A 20,339-nucleotide genomic window follows, 5' to 3' on the forward strand; every position below is an offset into this window, starting at 1 on the left:
AAAGAATGAAATTGTTTATCTTAATTGGAGCAATCAACGCTTTTCTGGCAGTTGCGCTTGGAGCTTTCGGAGCGCATGGACTCGAAGGCAAGGTAGAACCAAAATATTTAGAAACCTGGAAAACAGCCGTTACATACCAGATGTTTCATGCAACAGGAATTTTCATTATTGGAATCCTTGCAGGGAAACTTCCTGCAAATGCGCTAGTTTCCTGGTCTGGCTGGCTAATGCTGATTGGCATCGTGTTATTTTCCGGCAGCTTGTACGTATTGAGTGTCACAAAAATCAGCATTCTCGGAGCAATCACCCCACTCGGAGGCGTAGCCTTCCTCGCAGCCTGGGTGCTTTTGATGATCGCGGCTGTTAAATATCTGTAAACCTGATAGAACTGCATACAAAAAAATGGAGCACGCCGATAGTGGCGTGCTCTTTTGCATCTCTTAGCGAGGAGGATATGCAGTCAATCCTGCTCCTGCACCGAATGGATACTCATACTCAATTTCTTCATCGAACGTAATGTAATCCAGATAAATCATTGGCAATAAGAATCTCATATTCGTTTGCGGATCACTGATGATAATGTGGTCCCTACCTGCAGCTTCGATAATCCCCTTAAAGATCTTCGCATTCCACTCGCGGTTATTTTCAAAGGTCATATAAATGGTAGCCAGCTTGCCCTTGTTCAGCCGGAGAATATTTTCGATATACGATTGTTCTGCTGGAAGCATGCCAGGTACCTGTACTCCTGAGCCAGCACCAGCACCAGCACCCATGGTTGCGCCATTTTGTGCCGGGAATGCTGTTGCATCTGGGTAACCCATCTGTTGTCCCATCTGCCCCATTTGTCCCATCTGTCCCATCTGTCCCATCTGCTGGGCCTGTGGGTATCCTGTTGGCATTTGGGTTTCAGCACCAGTATATGGCTGGTAGGTTTGTGGATAGGTTCTGTAGTTATAATATGGATAATTGGATTGAGTCATTGTGTAGCCTCCTTAAAAGTTTTTATTCATTGCCTTCATTTCACCTTATATATGTAATGGTGAAATTGATCTTTTACGGGATGAGTGTACAAGTAAAATGATTCCTCACTATTTCATTCATATGAGGAAAGCTTGATTTTATGACAGGGAAAATGGATGGGCAGGGAAGGAATTTTCGTTGTTGAGCAACAGGTGCTTGCCTTCTTGGGAAGTCGTACTTTTGGGGGCAAAGTTTTTGAAATAAAAAAACCTCAGGCAAATGCCTGAGGCGGAAAGTTATTAGTTAACATGTAAAAACGCAGAAACGCGGTCTACTTCAAGCAGGTTTCCTACGAAGAAAGCGCCGAATTCGCCGTAGCGTGCGCTCACTTCATCAAAACGCATTTCATAAACAAGCTTCTTGAACTGCAGGACTTCATCCGCAAATAGAGTTACGCCCCATTCGTAATCGTCAAACCCTACTGAACCTGTGATGATTTGTTTGACTTTACCGGCATATTGGCGGCCGATCATACCGTGGCTGCGCATCATATTGCGGCGGTCTTCCATCGGAAGCATGTACCAGTTGTCGTTGCCCTGGCGGCGCTTGTCCATTGGATAGAAGCAAACATGCTTAGCTTTTGGAAGCTCAGGATACAGGCGAGCAAGGATTTGCGGATTCTGGTAAGGATCTTCACCAGCAGGCAAGTAGTTGCTCAACTCGACAACAGAAACGTAAGAATGTGCCGGAACAGTGAATTCAGCCAGCTTCGTTTTGTTGAATTCTGTTTCGATTTCATTCAATTCTTCCATTGTAGGACGCAAGATCATCATCATGAAATCTGCTTTTTGGCCAACGATTGTATAAAGGGCATGGCTGCCGTTCTTCTCGTTTTGCGTACCGTTCCATTTTTCCACAAGTCCAAGGAATTCATGGATTGCTGCCTGGCGCTCATCGCTAGAAAGCATCTTCCAGGTTGTCCAGTCTACAGTGCGGAAATCATGCAGGCAATACCAGCCATCTAATGTCTGTGCTGCTTCACTCATTTATATCACTCCTAAAAATCATAAATATACCATTATCATATCATAGTTTCTCCATCCGTCATGTTTATAAAACCCGGATTGTTTATACTGTACATAAAAAGGATATTTTGTTAAAGATTGCAGATAGTAAGAAAAGCGGAGGCGACTGCTTAAATTCGGGAAACGCTGGAGGGCTGAAAGGTGAAATCGTTTTTTAACTTGGCGAGAAGAACTAAATCGTCTCTCGAGTTAGGAACCGCAGCCGGAATGTTTTCCAAGTTATATTAACATGCTTGAAAATTTTTAATAAAAAGACTTCATAGTGTAAACGATAACATTCTTGAATTTTAAGGTTGGTAAAGTATGCTAGAAGTATAGAATAAAGGAGGAGTCAGCATGAGTGATTTATTTGAAGGCTTAAAAGCCAAATTAAGCGGACAAAATTTACGGATTGTATTTCCAGAAGGCCTTGATGAACGGATTTTAGCTGCAGCTGGAAGGCTTGCTGCAGACGGAGTGTTAACACCAATCTTAGTAGGGAATATCGAACAGATTCAGGCGAAGGCGAATGACATGGACGTGTCTCTTGATGCGATTGAAATTTATGATCCAGCCAACTTCCTGATGATGGATGAGCTAGTCGCTGCATTCGTTGAGAGACGCAAAGGAAAAGCAACGGAAGAGCAGGCCCGCCAGATTCTTCTTGATGAGAACTACTTTGGCACAATGCTGGTGTACGCAAACAAAGCAGACGGCCTTGTAAGCGGCGCAGCGCACTCAACTGCAGATACAGTAAGACCTGCATTGCAGATCATCAAGACGAAAGAAGGCGTCCGTAAGACATCAGGTGTCTTTATCATGGTTCGTGAAGATGAAAAGTATGTATTCGCTGACTGTGCGATCAACATCGCACCTGACAGCCAGGACCTTGCTGAAATCGCAATCGAAAGCGCGAAAACAGCAAGAATGTTTGACGTAGAGCCGCGCGTGGCGATGCTGAGCTTCTCTACTAAAGGTTCTGCTGTTTCACCTGAAACGGAAAAAGTATCGAAAGCAGTCGAAGAAGCTAAGCTTCGCGATCCGCTTCTGATTGTTGACGGTGAGTTCCAATTCGACGCAGCCTTCGTTCCTTCTGTTGCGGCTAAGAAAGCTCCAGATTCGCCACTTCAGGGCGATGCGAATGTGTTCGTATTCCCAAGCCTTGAAGCAGGCAACATCGGCTATAAAATCGCCCAGCGCTTAGGTGGTTTTGAAGCTGTAGGCCCAATCTTACAAGGGTTGAACCGTCCGGTTAACGACCTGTCCCGAGGCTGCAGCGAGGAAGACGTTTATAAGCTCGCGTTGATTACCGCAGGTCAGGCACTTGTTAAATAAGATTTACATGTTAGCCGGTCGATTTTTTCGATCGGCTTTTTGAATGCCGATTTTGCCCATTATGCTATAATATCAACGGAATGATTTAGAAAGAAAAGAGGAATTTTCATGGATGAGGCGCTCAATTTATTGCGTCAGGACAAATGGAGATTGATTGACCAGTCTGCGCTTGGTGCGCATTTTCACGCCCTCCAGTCATTTGGCACGGATGATACATTATGCGAATCGGTAGGCAGGGGCCAATCCCCGGCAACAGCAAGGGCATGGGTCCACCATGACACGATTGTCCTGGGCATCCAGGATACAAGGCTGCCGCATCTTCAGGAGGGTCTGGATTACCTTGAAGAGCAAGGCTATCAATTTATTGTCCGCAACTCCGGCGGCCTGGCCGTCGTGCTTGACGATGGAGTCCTGAATCTTTCACTTATTTTACCTGAAAAGGAAAAGGGAATAGACATCAACCGCGGCTATGATGCAATGTGGTTTTTAATAAAAGAAATGTTTGCTGATTTTAATAAAAAGATAGACGCAAAGGAGATTTCCGCTTCATATTGTCCAGGAAGCTATGATTTGAGCATCGACGGGAAAAAATTTGCGGGAATCTCGCAGCGCCGCCTGAAAAAAGGGGTCGCTGTCCAAATCTATCTTTGCGTGAACGGAAGCGGAAGCGAGCGGGCAGAATTGATCCGTGAGTTCTACTCTCGAGCAAAAAAAGGCGAACGCACGAAATTCAGCTATCCGGATATCGAGCCGGAGGTGATGGCTTCACTTTCTGAGCTGTTTGGTGTCGAGATGACGATTCAGGATGTGATGTTACGGTTTTTAACATTCCTGAACGCCAACAGCGATGAGCTGACATCGGGGTATCTTAATAATACAGAGATTGAGCTGTTTGACCATTACTATAACCGGATCATCGAACGGAACGAAAAATTCCTCGAGCCATTGGATAGTTAACTGGAAAAACAAGACTTCGGAAGTATAACCAGTGTTGACGTTTCAAGATAAAAATCACCCAATCCATTAAAGAAAAGCCGGAAACTGAGGTTTCCGGCTTTTCTCCAAAGAGGGGGTTGCTGCCAATTCTCCATCTACAACTAACATCTATCTATTTAGTAATTAGAAAAACTAGGTTTATTCTGCTACTTTTTCGAGATTGCCGTTACGGTCCATCTTGAACTTGGTTGCCGGACGTTCTTCTTCTTCAAACAGGGCAAGCTTGCGGGCGCGGTTCATGATTTTCATAAGTGTTTCATAATCTTCCTGCATCGTATTCGTATTTACCTCGAGCCTGTTTATTTTTCCCTGCAGTTCTTCGTTCTGTTTCCTTAAACTATTGATTTCACGCTTTAATCTTTCATTCTCACTCTTATAGATATCTACTTGCAGCGAAGAACCATTTAAGCTTTGCAGGTAAGCGATCACATGTCCCATCGTCATGCCTGTCGGCGGGACAGTATATCTCACAGGTGCTGCCTGTACTCTGGCTGCCGGTGCCGGCATCTCCGCCATTTCAGCAGCTGCCTCTGCAGAGTAATTCTTTTGCTCTTGTTTATTATTCACTAAATCTTCTACTTCGGCCATAAGCGCAGCATCAATTTGTTTGTCATCCTGCTCCAGCAAAGACAGGTCAAACATAAACTGGGATTCACTCGTCTCGACCTCTGGCAACGAACCTGTCAAACTTTCATCCATTACTGGCACTGGCGGTGCATATAACAGTTTCTTTTTGCCGCCCTGATCTTTTCCTAGGATTCTCTGTCTCTGTTTCCGCTGCTTCTTTGCAAGCTGCAAGGCTTTTTCATAGTTGTGCCTTACGACTGCGTTCCATCTGAATCCGCAGGCGGCTGAAGTGCGGTCAAGCTTGTCGCCCACCTCTTCAAATGCATTCAATTGTGTGCTGCCTTCTCTTACGTGGCGCAGCACGGTTTCTGCCAGCAACAAATCATTTTCTTCTGTCCAGGCATCCTGTCGTACTTTCATTTTTTTCAACTCCCTTTTACATTGGTTAACTATTTAAAAGCTATATTTCAATCATGTCCTGAATTTGGAAAGCTTATACATTGTAAAATGGAAGGATAGTAGATTTTTCGCATGAATGCTTGTTTTTTATATAGATAGATAAGCAAACCGACCTTCTTAACAGCTTGCAATCGTACGAGATAAGAGGTAAAATACGCTTTAGTCTAAAAGTGTTGTCAACTTATGCAGTTGATAAAAGAAAGGGTTGTCCTAAATGGCAAACGAATTCCGTGTTTGCGACGACTGTCAGGCCGTAAACCTTAAAACATTGATTCCGAAGCTGAAGCAGCTGGATCCTGAAGCGAAAATGGAGATTGGATGCCAGTCCTATTGCGGACCAGGCAGAAAGAAAACTTTTGCTTTCGTAAACAACCGGCCAGTCGCTGCTTTGACTGAAGAAGAACTTATGGAAAAAGTCCAGAAAAAACTTAAATAACCTGACTCTTCTTCAGGTGCTTTCGTCTAACTTAAAAGAATTCATATAAATCACCTTTAAACAAACGTTTAGAGGTGATTTTTTTTCCGCGCTAAACTTGCAAACTACAAAATTGTTTATAAAGCCTCCAATATTGGAATTAAAGGTATTAGAAAAGTATTTGTAAATCCGCATGCAATATTTGTAAAAATTTGCAGAAAATCGAGATGATTTGACGAATGAAACAGGCTATAATAGTAACAAGTTGATTAGGAAGAAGGGGAACGATGGAATATTCGGAAGAAAAGCTAATTGAAGAAAAAGTTTTCAAAGATCCAGTACACCGGTATGTCCATGTCCGTGACCGAGTGATCTGGGATTTGATTGGAACGAAGGAGTTCCAGCGCCTGAGAAGGGTCAAGCAGCTCGGCACGACGTACTTAACCTTCCACGGAGCTGAACACAGCAGGTTTAACCATTCACTTGGCGTGTATGAAATCACGCGCCGGATTGTCGACAATGCCTTTGCTTCCCGTCCGGAATGGGATGAAGGTGAGAGACTGCTTTCACTATGTGCAGCACTGCTTCATGACCTTGGCCATGGACCGTTCTCACACTCGTTTGAGAAGGTATTTGACCTTGACCATGAAGATTTTACAAGGGAAATCATTCTTGGGGATACAGAAGTGAATCAGGTGCTGACAAAGGTTGCACCGGATTTTCCCAAGAAGGTAGCCGAAGTTATAGAAAAGACGTATGAAAACAAGCTTGTCATCAGCTTGATTTCCAGCCAGATCGACGCTGACAGGATGGATTACCTGCAAAGGGATGCCTATTTTACCGGAGTCAGCTACGGACATTTTGATATGGAACGGATTTTGCGTGTCATGCGCCCGCGGGAAGACCAGGTCGTGATCAAGCAAAGCGGGATGCATGCTGTCGAGGACTACATAATGAGCCGCTACCAGATGTACTGGCAGGTCTACTTCCATCCAGTGACAAGGAGTGCCGAGGTCATTCTGACGAAAATCCTGCACCGTGCAAAACACCTTCATGAGCAAAATTACACCTTCAAACATAAACCGCATCATTTTTACTCAATATTTGAGGACCGTATGACTTTGCAAGACTATTTAAAATTGGATGAAGCCGTGTTCCTCTACTATTTCCAGAGTTGGGAGGAAGAAGAGGACGACATACTGAGTGACTTGTGCCGCCGCTTCAATAACCGTAATCTATTTAAATATGTTGAGTTCGATCCTGCCAAGGAATACAAGAAGCTTGCAAAGCTTTCTGTGCTTTTCGAGCAGGCAGGGCTGGATCCTGAATATTACCTGGTTGTCGATTCATCATCAGACCTTCCATACGATTTTTACCGCCCGGGCGAGGAGGAAGAACGCCTTCCAATCCACCTCCTAAAGAAAAACGGTGAAATCCGCGAGCTTTCGCGAGAGTCGGAAATTGTAGACGCCATTTCGGGTAAAAGGCGGACAGACCATAAACTTTATTATCCTGCCGATTTCTTGGAAAAAGAAAAAGCACGTCCTGAAATCGAGCAGATTGTACAGATTCTTGAGCTGAACTTAGACAATGGGACCATTTGATACAGGAGTTGACGCGTTTTGTTAAAAGACCACGCTAAAATCATACATGCCATTTCGGTTTCTGGAGAGGTCATCGGCAGGAAGAAGCTTCAGAAAATGATCTATATCGCGAAAAAGATGGAGTTCCCGTTCCAGGAACGATTCCAGTTCCATTTTTACGGACCCTATTCCGAAGAGCTTACATTGCGGGTGGAAGAGCTTTGCAACATGGGCTTTTTGGACGAAGTCAAGGAAAAGAAGGGCGGCTACTACCAATACCGCTACACATTGACCGAAGCAGGCCAGGAGTTCCTCGGTGAAAACAGCATCGAGATGCCATGCCTTGGCGACTGCCTGACAGATATTAACGACCAGAATGCAAGATTCCTTGAACTTGTTTCAACTGTTTTGTATTTTGATAACTTGCCAGGTGATGAGGTTCGAGAAAAAATCCAGACCGTGAAGAAGAGCCAGAAGTACACCGATGAAGAGATTGCTGACGCCTACGCATATATCGCGAGCTTGAAAGAAAAGGCCAGGCAACTGGCGTAGGGATATTTTAATCGAGTATGGAACCTTATTGGGGTTTGTGCTCGATTTTTTTATGTTCCCGGAAGAGGGGAAGAGAAGGAAAACCGGGCACATTAAACAGAAATATGTCCCTGGAATAGTGAAGAAGAGGGAAAACCGGGCACATAAAAGGGAAATATGTTCCCGGAATAGGGAAGAGAAGGAAAACCGGGCACATAAAAGGGAAATATGTTCCCGGAATAGGGAAGAGAAGGAAAACCGGGCACATAAAAGGGAAATATGTTCCCGGAATAGGGAAAGAGAAGGAAAACCGGCCACATAAAAGGGAAATATGTGCCCGGAATAGGGAAGGAGAAGGAAAACCGGGCACATAAAAGGGAAATATGTTCCCGGTTGAGGCACGGAATAGAAATTCCGGTCACATAAAAGGAAAAAGCCCAGAAATCTCTGAGCTTTTAGTTCACCTTATTCGTCGCTCAACCGCTTGCCTGCTACTGCATAGTGGTTCTTCGTCATTTCCTCGATGAACACGACGACTTTTTCTTTTGGCGCGCCAGTTGTTTCGCTGACTGCGTCTGTTACTTTCTCCACTAGAGCTTTCTTCTGTTCCTCAGTGCGGCCATCAAGCATTTTTACCGTTACGTATGGCATGTGTTTTGCCTCCTTAGAATGTCTAATATGTACCTCTAAATTGAGTTTTTCATAATTCGCTAAAATACGCAAGTATCGCAGAAGATTCTCGTTTTCACATTCAAACGAGAATACGTTATACTTTAGAGAAAAGACAAAAAAGGGGAATGGAATGTGGGCTTACCCTATTCGTTAGAACAAATACCGTACGTTGCTGCGGCGCTGATGATCGCTTTTGCGGTGCATGAATTCGCGCATGCCTGGGTAGCTTATAAATTTGGCGACCCGACTGCTCAGAGGCAGGGGCGATTGACGCTGAATCCGATTAAGCATCTTGACCCGCTTGGGACAATCTTGATTTTCATCGCTGGTTTCGGCTGGGCAAGGCCGGTTCCAGTCAATCGATTCATGTTCAAAAATCCAAGGCTGGCCGGAGTTCTCGTTTCGGTTGCCGGACCGGTCAGCAATCTTCTCCTCGTCATCCTTGCATTTGCGATCTGGTACATATTCGTCGCATTGGGGTTGGCCCAGGGAGTTCCGGAGTTTTTCCTGGATTTCCTCAATATCTTCATCGGACTGAATGCGATGCTGTTCGTCTTCAACCTGCTGCCATTCCCGCCGCTTGACGGCTACCGGATCATTGAGGATCTGGCACCACCAAAAATCAGGGCGAAAATGACTCAGTATGAAGCGTACGGTTCAATCATCTTTTTGATCCTGGTGATTACTCCCCTGGACCAATATACAATCCAGCCGATTTTCTATTATTTGATCCCGGCTGTGACTGATGGAATACAGAGTTTATTTTTCTAAAACCGTTTAAGGAGGTTATTTTTCATGGAAGAAAAAAAGAGCAAGAATATCGGTTTCAATATTATTAAAAATGACCCTATGGATGGCCATAAAGGCTTTGGGAAAGGTGTCCTCACACTGGATAATGTATCTCCGGTCATCGTCGACGTGGATGCAGGCGAGGCGACAGTCGATGTAGGTGCGATGCACGCGCGAAGTGTTGTTGAAAAAGGAATCAAGTTTCTTCCAGACCGCAATGAAGTACCAGATGCCAAACTATATTGGGTTGTCTGGGTAACGATCGACAGGAAGGAAGAAGGTCCTTATTACGCTGGTGTTACTGCATGCGAAATGACCGTCAACCGGGAAATCCGCCGCGGCTATAAGTTGCTTCCAGAGCATGTAAACCGTCTTGATAAGTCTATCAAACGCCATATCATTGTTGACCATATGGATGAAAAATCAAAAGCAATCCTTGCTGATTTCTTGCAAAAACATGATTCTGGAATGTGGGAAAGGTCTTCAGACGAGCTGAAAACCGGTCTGTCTGTTAAGTAATTTGAATTTTGGATAATTCTCCTATAAATTTGTCGAAATTGTGACATTTCTCCAAGGTGACAATATCTGGCTTGCTCACTGTGAATAAAAAAAGTAAACTGAAAACAGCGTAAAACACATTTTATGCTAGGACGAGAAAAAACCCCGGAAGCTTGCTGCCGGGGTTTTTCTTTTTAGACAGTATGTCCTAACTTCCAAAAATCCGCTTGTACCAAGGCTTCTTTTCCTTTTTCTTTTGAGGCTTTTCTTCTTTATGCTCTTCATGGTCGAGGTGGTCTGTGCAGAATTCAGTCGGCTCCGTGCCAGCCTCAAAAATGGTCAGCCTCTTTACAGGGCAGCCATCGGCGGCGAGCTTGCCGTTGGCAGGGTCGACATAGACAGAAACAGTGCCTTTTGCGGCCTTGAATTTCTTAGCAGGCTCATTGTCGAGCGCCTTCTCCATAAAATCAAGCCAGATATTTTTCGCGTATGATTTTTCGACTGTCAGCTCGATCGGCTTTCCTTTATCATAGCCCGTCCATACTGCAGATACGAGTTGAGGTGCGTATCCGATCATCCAGCTGTCTGTTTCGGTCGTTCCTGATTTTGCTGCATAAGCCCGGGTCATTTTTTTGATGAGCGTGCTCCCTGTGACGGAAGAATAGCCATTCAGCTTTTTATCAAAAATTCCTGTCAGCATATGGGTCATGACGGATGCAAGCTCCGGCTTCAGGACCTCTTCTTCTTCACCTTTATACTCGTAAATGACTTCACCTTTATGGTTCTCTACTTTTTTGATCAGCACAGGTTCTACCTTTTTACCGCCGTTGGCCAAAATGCTGTAGGCTCCTGCCATCTCGCTTACTCTGACACCTGATGTGCCGAGGGCAAGCGATGGAACATTGTTCATTTTTGACTTGATCCCAAAGCGCTTCGCAGTTTCAATCAATGTCTCCTCGCCAAGGAACAGATGTGTTTTAACGGCATAAACATTGTCCGATAAAGCCAGGGCCTGGGCCATCGTAATATCCTCTTCCGCATATTTGTTATTGAAATTATGCGGCGTATATTCGGAGCGTCCGTCATCGAACATGAATGTTGTCAGTTGGCTCTTCATGGTCGTCGAAGGGGTGAACCCGTTTTCCAGTGCTGCATAGTAAAGAATCGGCTTCATCGTTGACCCCGGCTGCCTGACAGCCTGGACTGCCCGGTTAAATGGACTTTCGTCATAATTTCTACCGCCGACTAGCGCCTTCACGTGGCCATTTTTCGGATCCATTGCGATAAACCCGGCCTGGATTTCAGAGTCAGCAGAAATCAATTTGCTGATCGATTTTTCGGCGATTTCCTGCTGCTCGAGGTTAAGCGTCGTATAGACCTTCAATCCTCCTAGCGAAATCGTCCGGTCATCAAAATTCAATGAGTTTTTCAGCGCGTTACGGACCGCATCCTGAAAATAAGGTGCCTTCCCAAGCTGGTCATTCTGATGATTGCCGACAAGCTTGAGTTTCTCGATCTGTGCCTTCTGAGCAGTCAGGTCATCAATAAATCCATTGACTTTCATCGTGTAAAGAACTGTTTGCTGGCGCTGCTTCGCTTTTTCCAAAGAAGCAAATGGCGAGTAGATGTTAGGACCTTTCGGGATTCCGGCCAGCATGGAAGCTTCCGCCAGGGATAAATCCTTCGCATCCTTGCCAAAATAATAACGGCTCGCGGCCTGGACACCGTACGCGCCATTGCCATAGTATATTGTATTTAAATAGCCTTCGAGGATCTCATCCTTCGAATAATTCATTTCAAGCCGCAGTGTATAAAGCGCTTCTATCGCTTTACGCTTCCATGTTTTTTCATGGGCAAGGTAAAGGTTCCGCGCGTATTGCTGGGTGATGGTGCTAGCTCCCTGGACTTTGGACATCGCCTTCAAGTCAGCCAGCGCAGCACCGGCAATCCGTTTATAATCAAAGCCGCTATGGGCAAAAAAGCTTTTATCCTCTATGGAAATGGTTGCGTCAATCAGGTGAGGGGAAATATCCTTAAGCGCCACCCAGTAGCGCTTCTGGCCTGAATGGCTCTCACCGATGACGGTTCCATCGTCAGAATAATATAAGGTTGACTGCGGCACGGCAAGCGCAGGCGGACCCTGCAATTTCGCGTACCCAATCAGCGAAAAATAGAGGACAGTTGCCAAAGCCAATCCCGCAAGCCCGATAAAAATCAAAGCCCGCAAATATTTAATTGTTTTGCGAAACCGCTGGTCGGTCATCAGCTCCATACTGCTTCCCCCTAAAAAGATAGATACCATCAGTATGAAAAATAACAGCAAGTTTTAAACATAGAATCAAAGATATTTAAATTTTGCTTGCATTTTTGCTAGATTCAACTATACTTTTTCTGATGTTTGTATTTGTGATGTTGGGGAAGTATAACAAATAAATGTAAGCGCCATGCTTGATCAATATAAATTTGGACAGCAAAAATGCTGCCTGCCTTAAAAATTCGCCGCATCATAACGGAAATTTTTTTGCCGAAAGGAAGGAACAAAAATGGGTCTTTGGTTTACAGAAAAGCAGACAGAAAACTTTGGTATCACAATGAAAGTAAATAAAACGTTACATACAGAACAGACGGAATTCCAGAAGCTTGATATGGTGGAAACAGAAGAGTGGGGCAATATGCTTTTGCTCGACGACATGGTTATGACATCTGTAAAAGATGAGTTCGTTTACCATGAAATGGTTGCGCATATCCCCTTGTTCACACATCCAAATCCTGAGCACGTATTGGTTGTTGGCGGCGGCGACGGCGGAGTAATCCGTGAAGTCCTTAAGCACCCTAGCGTGAAAAAAGCGACTCTTGTAGATATCGATGGAAAAGTAATTGAGTATTCAAAGAAGTTCTTGCCTGAAATCGCTGGCAAGCTTGATGACCCACGTGTTGATGTCCAGGTTGGCGACGGCTTCATGCATATCGCTGAAAGTGAAAACCAGTATGATGTCATCATGGTTGACTCTACTGAACCAGTTGGACCAGCAGTTAACCTGTTCACGAAGGGCTTCTACGCGGGAATTTCCAAAGCGCTGAAGGAAGACGGCATCTTTGTTGCTCAGTCTGATAACCCTTGGTTCAAGGCTGACTTGATCCGCAACGTTCAAAAGGATGTTAGGGAGATTTTCCCGATCACTCGTCTTTACGTAGCGAACATCCCAACATACCCAAGCGGATTGTGGGCTTTCACTCTAGGTTCAAAAAAGCATGACCCGCTTGAAGTGAGCGAGGACCGCTTCCACGAAATCGAAACAAAGTATTACACGAAAGAGCTTCACAAAGCAGCTTTCGTATTGCCTAAGTTTGTTGGCGACCTTTTGAAATAATAGTTAAATATCGGTCACCAGTCGGCGGCTTGTCCTGCCGGCTTGACCTTTTATGGCTTCCCGGTCCGCCGGGGGCCATTTTAATGTAAAGGCTGTGTTAAAGCTTATACTATTGTTTTTAAGCCCTGTTGATTGGAGTGGAAGGCGCGAAGACTCCAGCGGGGTGTACGGGTCAGTGGAGACCCCGCAGGATTGAAGCGACGAGGAGGCTCCACGAGTCGTCCGCGGAAAGCGAAGCGCCTGGAACGGAAATCAACAGTCTAAGTTAACACAGCCAATGTAAAAATCATACGAAAGAGGTGTTTGGAATGCGTTTTGATGAAGCATATTCTGGCAATGTATTTATCCGCAGCCATTCTAATTATATGGAAAGCAAGGCTGTACTTTACGGTATGCCGATGGACTGGACAGTAAGCTACCGTCCTGGTTCCCGTTTCGGCCCGACTCGTATCCGCGAGGTGTCGATTGGTCTTGAGGAGTACAGCGCGTACCTTGATAAGGACCTGGCTGATCTTCAGTATTTTGATGCAGGCGATATTCCGCTTCCTTTCGGGAATGCGCAGAAAAGTCTTGATATGATCGAAGAATTCGTGGACAAGCTTTTGGCTGCAGAAAAATTCCCGCTTGGGATGGGCGGCGAACATCTTGTATCCTGGCCGGTAATGAAGGCTGTGGCTAGAAAGTATGATGATCTGTCAATCATCCATTTCGATGCACACACAGATTTGCGCGAGCACTATGAAGGGGAGCCTTTGTCCCACTCAACGCCTATCCGCAAAATTGCTGAGCACATTGGGCCTAAAAATGTTTACTCATTCGGTATCCGATCAGGTATGAAGGAAGAATTTGAGTGGGCAAAAGAAGTCGGCATGCATATTTCCAAGTTCGAGGTTCTTGAGCCTCTTAAAGAGATTCTTCCTACGCTTGCAGGTCGCCCAGTTTATGTAACCATCGACATCGACGTCCTTGACCCGGCCCATGCGCCAGGAACAGGAACGGTAGATTGCGGCGGAATCACTTCTAAGGAATTGCTTGCATCCATCCACGCAATCGCGAATTCAGAAGTGAATGTAGTAGGTGCTGACTTAGTAGAAGTAGCGCCAATTTATGACACATCAGAAATGACTGCAAACACTGCAAGCAAACTCATCCGTGAAATGCTGCTTGGGTTTGTAAAATAATTTGGCTGAGAAGCTGCTCTCTTTTCAAAAGGGGGTGGCTTTTTTTATTTTCGAAATTGCTTCAATTTAAGTGCTGCGATAGCTCAAAAGGGATTGAGCAAGTATATCGACATTGATTTCATCCCCCTCTACTTCCGTTAATACAATCTCTAAAAATAGAAGGAATATTCAGAAACGTATAGAAAATATATTGATTAAGAGTGTTACTACTAATAAGGAGGTTAAAAGGATGAAAATGTTGGTTTCTTTTTTCAACCGCATCATGCAGCGGTACTTGCCTGATCCGTTTCTTTTTGTCATCATCTTAACTTTTGCGGTCTTTGGATTGGGCCTTATTTTTACCGACAGCGGTCCGTACCAGATGATTCAGCACTGGGGAAGTGGATTTTGGAGCTTGCTGACGTTCTCGATGCAGATGGTCCTGGTTCTTGTTACAGGCCATGTACTTGCAAGCAGCCATATTTTTAAGAAAGGATTAGGAGCTCTTGCATCCCTTGCGAAGTCTCCGGGTCAGGCGATTATCATCGTCACCGTCGTGTCGATGGCCGCCAGCTTAATTAACTGGGGATTCGGTCTTGTAATTGGAGCGTTGTTTGCGAAGGAATTAGCGAAAAAGGTAAAAAATGTAGATTACAGGCTGTTAATTGCAAGCGCTTACGGTGGATTTATTGTCTGGCATGGAGGCATTTCAGGGTCCATCCCGTTGACGATTGCAACTGAAGGGCACTTTTCGCAGGACCTGATAGGAATCATTCCGACGGACCAAACGATTTTTGCCGGTTTTAACCTTATTATCATTTTAATCTTGCTGTTGGTACTGCCAGTGGTTAATAGAATGATGATGCCTTCAAAAGAGGAAACAATCATAGTGGATCCCGTTCTATTAGAAAATGACGTACAGGCAGCAACAATCGAGCAGGGGGCGATGACGCCTGCTGAAAAGCTTGAAAATAGCCGGATTATTTCATTGCTTATCGGCATTTTTGGACTTGTTTTCTTATTTTACTATCTTTCCACAAATGGATTTAAGCTGAATCTCGACATTGTTAATTTCCTATTCTTGTTTTTGGGGATACTTTTCCATGGGACACCCAAACTTTTCCTTGAGGCTGTTGTGAACGCGGTAAAAGGAGCGAGCGGAATCATCGTTCAATTTCCTTTTTACGCGGGAATCATGGGGATGATGACGGCATCAGGACTGGCAGCCGTCATGTCAGAAGGGTTCGTTTCCATCTCAAATGAATTCACATTCCCGTTTTTCACGTTTCTGAGTGCGGGTCTTGTTAACTTCTTCGTACCTTCTGGCGGCGGACAATGGGCTGTCCAGGCACCGGTCATGCTTGAAGCTGCTCAGACGCTAGGCGTATCGATTCCAAAAACAGCGATGGCGGTGGCGTGGGGCGACGCGTGGACCAACTTGATCCAGCCATTCTGGGCCCTGCCAGCACTGGCTATTGCCGGGCTGAAGGCTAAGGATATCATGGGCTATTGCGTGTTGATGCTGATTATCAGCGGTATTGTCATTTCAGCAGGAATGCTGTTTTTCTAAGATAGCTGAAAAGAGGAGGAGCGCTCTGCTTCTCCTTTTTATATTGATAATCTTCGAGGAATGTAGTTTTAAATCAAATAAAAAAACTGGATAGCTTCTGCCATCCAGTTTCATAACTTACATTTTTTCAAAAGTATCACAGATTGTTTCGCGTTCGTTTGCTGCTTGTCTGCCGGTATTGGCAACTACCAGGATTGAGTCAGCGACACATTGATCGCCTTCTGCCCAGTATTTACAGTTTTCTACCTCGCATTTAACTTCGATTTTCATGTAGGGCACCTCCTTTAAAAGGTTTTGATAATCTATACCCTTTTTGGACAAAGGATAATCCCCTGCGCGTATTCCTAATTTTAGCTAATAACTCTTAGAAAAATCCTTTGTTTTCCTTGAAAAAGAACATGATTGATTCCCTTGCTAACCTTGCACTTTCAAGGCGGAATATTTATACTTATAAAGTTATAATAGATGTAATAGATGCAGCAAAGGATGTGTTATCGGTGTCGAGTGGACCCGCTGATCAGATTCCTGTCAAGGTGACGGTAAAAACGGTGATTTATAGTGGCAGTGAGAAGGAGACTTTTGAATTGACCACTTTTGGCCGATACTATAAAAAGGCGAACAGCTCATACCTCCAGTATGACGAAGTAATGGAGGAGGGGGATGTTCACACGACTGTGAAGGTTTCCGGAAGTGAAGTGCTGATTTTACGGAGCGGCGCAATCAAGATGAGGCTTCATTTTCTGCTGAATAAAAAGACTCCGGGCAATTATAAGACGCCGTATGGGCTGCTGGAAACATCGGCAGCCACGAAACGGCTTGATACAGATTTTAACGATGAAAAGCAGGAGGGCCATGTGGATTTGCTGTATGATATGGCGATCCAGGGCTCGAGTGCAGGTACATACCATTTGACGATCAATTATAAGGAGGAAGGCAAATGAATATAGTTGAACAGGTTCAATTGAAGCTGAAGGAAGAAATCAAGCAGGCTGCGCTTAAGGCTAATCTTGCCGAGGAAGCACAAATCCCTGCGGTAATCCTTGAGACCCCTAAGGAAAAAGCGCACGGGGATTACTCTACGAATATGGCCATGCAGCTTGCACGCGTTGCAAAGAAGGCACCTCGCCAGATTGCTGAGCTGTTGATCGAGAACTTTGATAAAAGCAAGGCATCGATCGAGAAAATCGAGATTGCTGGACCAGGCTTCATCAACTTTTACATGGATAACAGCTATTTGACTGACTTGATTCCTGCGATTCTTGAAGCTGGAGACCACTACGGCGAATCGAAGGTCGGCAACGGACAGAAGATCCAGGTCGAGTTCGTTTCCGCTAATCCAACTGGCGACCTTCACCTTGGACATGCGCGCGGCGCAGCTGTCGGTGATTCATTGTGCAATGTGCTTGCCAAGGCTGGCTATGATGTTTCACGTGAGTACTACATCAATGATGCCGGCAATCAGATCAACAACCTTGCATTGTCTGTTGAAGCACGTTACTTCCAGGCGCTTGGCATGGACAAGTCAATGCCCGAGGATGGCTATCAGGGTGAAGACATTATTGGAATCGGGAAGAAGCTGGCTGAGGAACATGGCGACAAGTATGTCAATGTTCCGGACCAGGAGCGCTTCGATGCATTCCGTGAGTATGGCCTGAAATATGAAATGGCCAAACTGAAGCAGGACCTTGAGAATTTCCGCGTCCCGTTTGACGTGTGGTATTCTGAGACTTCGCTCTATCATAATGGAAAAATTGATGTGGCGTTGGATGCGCTGCGTGAAAACGGCCACATCTACGAGGAGGACGGTGCTACCTGGTTCCGTTCGACTGAACTAGGCGATGACAAGGACCGCGTGCTGATCAAGCAAGATGGTTCATACACTTATTTGACGCCGGATATCGCTTACCATAAGGATAAGCTTGAGCGCGGCTTTGAAAAATTGATCAACATCTGGGGAGCGGACCACCACGGTTACATCCCTCGTATGAAGGCGGCAATCCAGGCGCTTGGCTATGAGCGCGATACGCTTGAAGTTGAGATCATCCAGCTTGTCCACCTGTATAAAAACGGCGAGAAGATGAAGATGAGCAAACGTACAGGGAAAGCTGTCACAATGCGTGACCTGATTGAAGAGGTAGGACTTGATGCGGTACGTTACTTCTTCGCAATGAGAAGTGCGGACACTCACATGGACTTTGACCTTGACTTGGCAGTATCTCAGTCAAATGAAAACCCTGTATTCTACGCACAGTATGCGCATGCGCGTATTTCCAGCATTTTACGTTCTGCTGAAGAGCAAGGCTTCAAAGCAGGAACGGATGCGGACTTTAAACTGATCCAGGCTGAGAAGGAAATGGACCTGCTGAAGAAGATTGGCGAATTCCCTCTTGCAGTTGCCGAAGCAGCTCAGAAGCGGATGCCGCATCGCATCAGCAACTACATTTTTGAACTGGCGTCCGTATTCCACAGCTTCTACAATGCGGAAAAAGTATTGGATATGGAGAATAAAGAAAGAACACTGGCGCGTTTGGCACTGATCAAGTCAGCGCAGATCACTTTGAAGAACGCTCTTGCGTTGATTGGTGTTTCTGCTCCTGAGAAGATGTAATAATCAAATGTAAGAGACCCAGCCAAACTCGGCTGGGTCTCTTTTCGTAAATTTTGTTGCTTTCACAATCAAAACCAAATATCGGCATTTGCCTTTTTGAAAAATTGGAAAAAATCGAGAGGGATTTCCAATTCGCTATTAAAATAAGAAATTCGCTATTAAATTTTGATTTTCGCTATAAAAATAAATTTTTCGCTATTAAATCCTGATTTTCGCTATAAAAATAAATTTTTCGCTATAAAACCAAATTTAGAGGTATAAAACCTCTTTAAAGGCTGCTGCTGTAAGTATTCTGCCTGCTTTTTATACCGTCCACTCTCACAATTCCTCCACCTGCTGTTTATTTGGCTTAATTTCCGAACAAAAATAGTCTGCTTGTAAATATTTTGAATTTTTGTATTTCAAAAAACTTACCATTCGCTTAATATATCAATATATGCTACTGATTGGAGTTGAGGGAAATAAACGTTTTAGAAAATGGACAGGTCTGCCCTGAGTGCAATGCAGTCATTCCGTTTAATAAAGGCTATGTTTCCTGGTGTGATTGTGGATTTAATCTGGACACTCCATCAGCAGGAAAGACGGTAACTAAACTGCAAAAATTATATGAACGGCTTGGCGAAAAGCGGGGAGACGGGATCTATAAAAAATTGTCCGGGCAGCAAAAATTACGGCAGGGCCCTTCGTTGTCCAAAGGTATGGCGTTCCTGTTGGCCAGTCTTGTCCACTTAATCAGTATCGGTTCATTAACACTGGGTATTTTCTTTGTTATTTTTCATAATAATAATTATTTCTTATTGGCAGGTGGGCTTATTCTCTTAGGAATTGCCTGGATGGCGAGACCACGGGTACCGGCACTGGAGAAGGGTGAATGGGTTATTTCTCGCCAAGATTTCCCTGGTTTATACCAGGTGGTTGATCAACTGGCGGATGCCATGAAGGTAACAAAAATTGATGGAATTATCATTACTGGCGACTTCAATGCCTCTGTGACTCAAATCGGCTGGAGAAGGAAAGGCATCGTCACTATAGGGCTCCCGTTATTTTCAATACTGGAACCGGAGGAACAGCTCGCAGTCCTTGCCCATGAATTTGGGCACATCTCAAATGGAGATTTGACAAGGTCCTTTTATATAGGGACAGCTCTGTATACCCTCCAGACATGGTATGAACTGCTCGAACCGGTACCAATCGATGAATATGATAACTTTGGTCTTTTTGAAATCCCTGTGTACTATTTTATGGTCTTTCTTGCTCAAATCCCTTACTCTATTTTCTTTTTGCTTGTCCATTTATTGTTCGATGCTTCTCAGAAAGGCGAATATTTGGCGGATAATAGAGCCGCTAAAGCAGTGGGCTATCAGCATTTAATTTCCACGCTGAAAAAATTTCAGTTTGAAGAAGCTTTTCATTTAAAAGTGAGGGAGCTGGCGGTGCGGAAAAAGGAAATCAACCTGTTTGAAGCTGTAAAGGAGCAAATCAACAGCATGCCTGTTCGGGAAAAAGAAAGGCTTTATCGCATTGCACAGCTAGAGTCTTCCAAATTGGATTCTACTCACCCGCCGACATTCAATCGTATACAGCTCCTTGAGAAATTCAGAACCATTCCTGATGTCTCTGCGGTGAATAGAGTTATTTTAGTAAAAATGCAGAAGGAACTGGAGACCCAGCATAGCAGGGTTCAAGATCAAATAATTGAAGATTACCGATATTATTTAAATATGTGGTGAAAAGGGCTGCTGGATTTTCCAGCAGCCGCTT

Annotated in this window: 20 protein-coding genes; 14 read left to right on the forward strand and 6 right to left on the reverse strand. The window is 44.7% G+C overall.

Annotated elements, in window-relative coordinates:
- Window positions 1–5: 5 nt before the first annotated feature.
- Window positions 6–377 (forward strand): DUF423 domain-containing protein, encoded by a 372-nt coding sequence (locus M3204_RS09065; protein ID WP_251480900.1) that lies wholly within the window; start codon window positions 6–8, stop codon window positions 375–377.
- A 63-nt stretch (window positions 378–440) separates the two neighbouring features.
- On the opposite strand, the gene gerQ is transcribed toward M3204_RS09065, so the two are convergent.
- On the reverse strand, window positions 441–980 hold the full coding sequence (gene gerQ, locus M3204_RS09070; protein ID WP_251480901.1) for a spore coat protein GerQ: 540 nt from the start codon (window positions 978–980) through the stop codon (window positions 441–443).
- Window positions 981–1,259: 279 nt separating this feature from the next.
- Window positions 1,260–2,006: a hydrogen peroxide-dependent heme synthase gene (gene hemQ, locus M3204_RS09075; protein WP_251480902.1), complete on the reverse strand. Its 747-nt coding sequence runs from the start codon at window positions 2,004–2,006 to the stop codon at window positions 1,260–1,262.
- A 375-nt stretch (window positions 2,007–2,381) separates the two neighbouring features.
- Between hemQ and pta the strand changes: the two genes are divergently transcribed.
- Together pta and M3204_RS09085 are read left to right on the forward strand one after the other, a co-directional pair.
- Complete coding sequence (gene pta, locus M3204_RS09080; RefSeq protein ID WP_251480903.1) at window positions 2,382–3,359, forward strand: phosphate acetyltransferase; 978 nt, start codon at window positions 2,382–2,384, stop codon at window positions 3,357–3,359.
- Window positions 3,360–3,467: 108 nt separating this feature from the next.
- On the forward strand, window positions 3,468–4,316 hold the full coding sequence (locus M3204_RS09085; RefSeq protein ID WP_251480904.1) for a lipoate--protein ligase family protein: 849 nt from the start codon (window positions 3,468–3,470) through the stop codon (window positions 4,314–4,316).
- A gap of 177 nt (window positions 4,317–4,493) precedes the next feature.
- On the opposite strand, the gene M3204_RS09090 is transcribed toward M3204_RS09085, so the two are convergent.
- Window positions 4,494–5,342: an RsfA family transcriptional regulator gene (locus M3204_RS09090; RefSeq protein ID WP_251480905.1), complete on the reverse strand. Its 849-nt coding sequence runs from the start codon at window positions 5,340–5,342 to the stop codon at window positions 4,494–4,496.
- A gap of 253 nt (window positions 5,343–5,595) precedes the next feature.
- Between M3204_RS09090 and M3204_RS09095 the strand changes: the two genes are divergently transcribed.
- The 3 genes from M3204_RS09095 (at window position 5,596) to M3204_RS09105 (ending at window position 7,931) form a co-directional block, all read left to right on the forward strand.
- Entirely contained in the window at window positions 5,596–5,817 is a 222-nt protein-coding gene (locus M3204_RS09095; RefSeq protein ID WP_207501403.1) for a DUF1450 domain-containing protein, read from the forward strand.
- A gap of 266 nt (window positions 5,818–6,083) precedes the next feature.
- Complete coding sequence (locus M3204_RS09100; RefSeq protein ID WP_251480906.1) at window positions 6,084–7,400, forward strand: HD domain-containing protein; 1,317 nt, start codon at window positions 6,084–6,086, stop codon at window positions 7,398–7,400.
- 18 nt (window positions 7,401–7,418) lie between these two features.
- On the forward strand, window positions 7,419–7,931 hold the full coding sequence (locus M3204_RS09105; protein ID WP_251480907.1) for a YwgA family protein: 513 nt from the start codon (window positions 7,419–7,421) through the stop codon (window positions 7,929–7,931).
- A 444-nt stretch (window positions 7,932–8,375) separates the two neighbouring features.
- Here the strand turns inward: M3204_RS09105 and M3204_RS09110 are convergent, their stop codons facing one another.
- The gene (locus tag M3204_RS09110) at window positions 8,376–8,561 is read right to left on the reverse strand and encodes a 2-hydroxymuconate tautomerase (RefSeq protein ID WP_251480908.1); all 186 of its coding nucleotides are present in this window, start codon (window positions 8,559–8,561) and stop codon (window positions 8,376–8,378) included.
- A gap of 204 nt (window positions 8,562–8,765) precedes the next feature.
- Here M3204_RS09110 and M3204_RS09115 point away from each other — a divergent pair, with 204 nt between their 5' ends.
- Both M3204_RS09115 and M3204_RS09120 read left to right on the forward strand, forming a co-directional pair.
- On the forward strand, window positions 8,766–9,353 hold the full coding sequence (locus tag M3204_RS09115) for a site-2 protease family protein (protein WP_251481045.1): 588 nt from the start codon (window positions 8,766–8,768) through the stop codon (window positions 9,351–9,353).
- A gap of 24 nt (window positions 9,354–9,377) precedes the next feature.
- A complete protein-coding gene (locus M3204_RS09120) occupies window positions 9,378–9,890 on the forward strand; it encodes a YwhD family protein (RefSeq protein ID WP_251480909.1) in 513 nt (170 codons plus the stop codon).
- 187 nt (window positions 9,891–10,077) lie between these two features.
- Here the strand turns inward: M3204_RS09120 and M3204_RS09125 are convergent, their stop codons facing one another.
- A complete protein-coding gene (locus M3204_RS09125) occupies window positions 10,078–12,141 on the reverse strand; it encodes a transglycosylase domain-containing protein (protein ID WP_251480910.1) in 2,064 nt (687 codons plus the stop codon).
- Between the two features lie 271 nt (window positions 12,142–12,412).
- On the opposite strand from M3204_RS09125, the gene speE reads away from it, so the two are divergent.
- The 3 genes from speE to M3204_RS09140 all read left to right on the forward strand — a co-directional run bounded on the left by speE (window position 12,413) and on the right by M3204_RS09140 (window position 15,970).
- Entirely contained in the window at window positions 12,413–13,240 is an 828-nt protein-coding gene (speE, locus tag M3204_RS09130; protein WP_251480911.1) for a spermidine synthase, read from the forward strand.
- Window positions 13,241–13,548: 308 nt separating this feature from the next.
- Complete coding sequence (speB, locus tag M3204_RS09135) at window positions 13,549–14,421, forward strand: agmatinase (protein ID WP_251480912.1); 873 nt, start codon at window positions 13,549–13,551, stop codon at window positions 14,419–14,421.
- 229 nt (window positions 14,422–14,650) lie between these two features.
- Window positions 14,651–15,970, forward strand: coding sequence for a short-chain fatty acid transporter (locus M3204_RS09140; protein WP_251480913.1), 1,320 nt, complete (start codon window positions 14,651–14,653; stop codon window positions 15,968–15,970).
- A gap of 117 nt (window positions 15,971–16,087) precedes the next feature.
- Here the strand turns inward: M3204_RS09140 and M3204_RS09145 are convergent, their stop codons facing one another.
- Complete coding sequence (locus M3204_RS09145) at window positions 16,088–16,240, reverse strand: DUF1540 domain-containing protein (protein ID WP_251480914.1); 153 nt, start codon at window positions 16,238–16,240, stop codon at window positions 16,088–16,090.
- Window positions 16,241–16,467: 227 nt separating this feature from the next.
- On the opposite strand from M3204_RS09145, the gene M3204_RS09150 reads away from it, so the two are divergent.
- The 3 genes from M3204_RS09150 (at window position 16,468) to M3204_RS09160 (ending at window position 20,308) form a co-directional block, all read left to right on the forward strand.
- Window positions 16,468–16,911: a DUF1934 domain-containing protein gene (locus tag M3204_RS09150; protein ID WP_251480915.1), complete on the forward strand. Its 444-nt coding sequence runs from the start codon at window positions 16,468–16,470 to the stop codon at window positions 16,909–16,911.
- Window positions 16,908–18,578, forward strand: coding sequence for an arginine--tRNA ligase (gene argS / locus M3204_RS09155; RefSeq protein WP_251480916.1), 1,671 nt, complete (start codon window positions 16,908–16,910; stop codon window positions 18,576–18,578). Before M3204_RS09150 ends, argS begins: the two co-directional genes overlap by 4 nt.
- A 446-nt stretch (window positions 18,579–19,024) precedes the next feature.
- A complete protein-coding gene (locus tag M3204_RS09160) occupies window positions 19,025–20,308 on the forward strand; it encodes a M48 family metallopeptidase (RefSeq protein WP_251480917.1) in 1,284 nt (427 codons plus the stop codon).
- Window positions 20,309–20,339 lie beyond the last annotated feature (31 nt).

Source organism: Mesobacillus subterraneus (genome assembly GCF_023715485.1).
GTDB lineage: Bacteria > Bacillota > Bacilli > Bacillales > Cytobacillaceae > Mesobacillus > Mesobacillus subterraneus_B.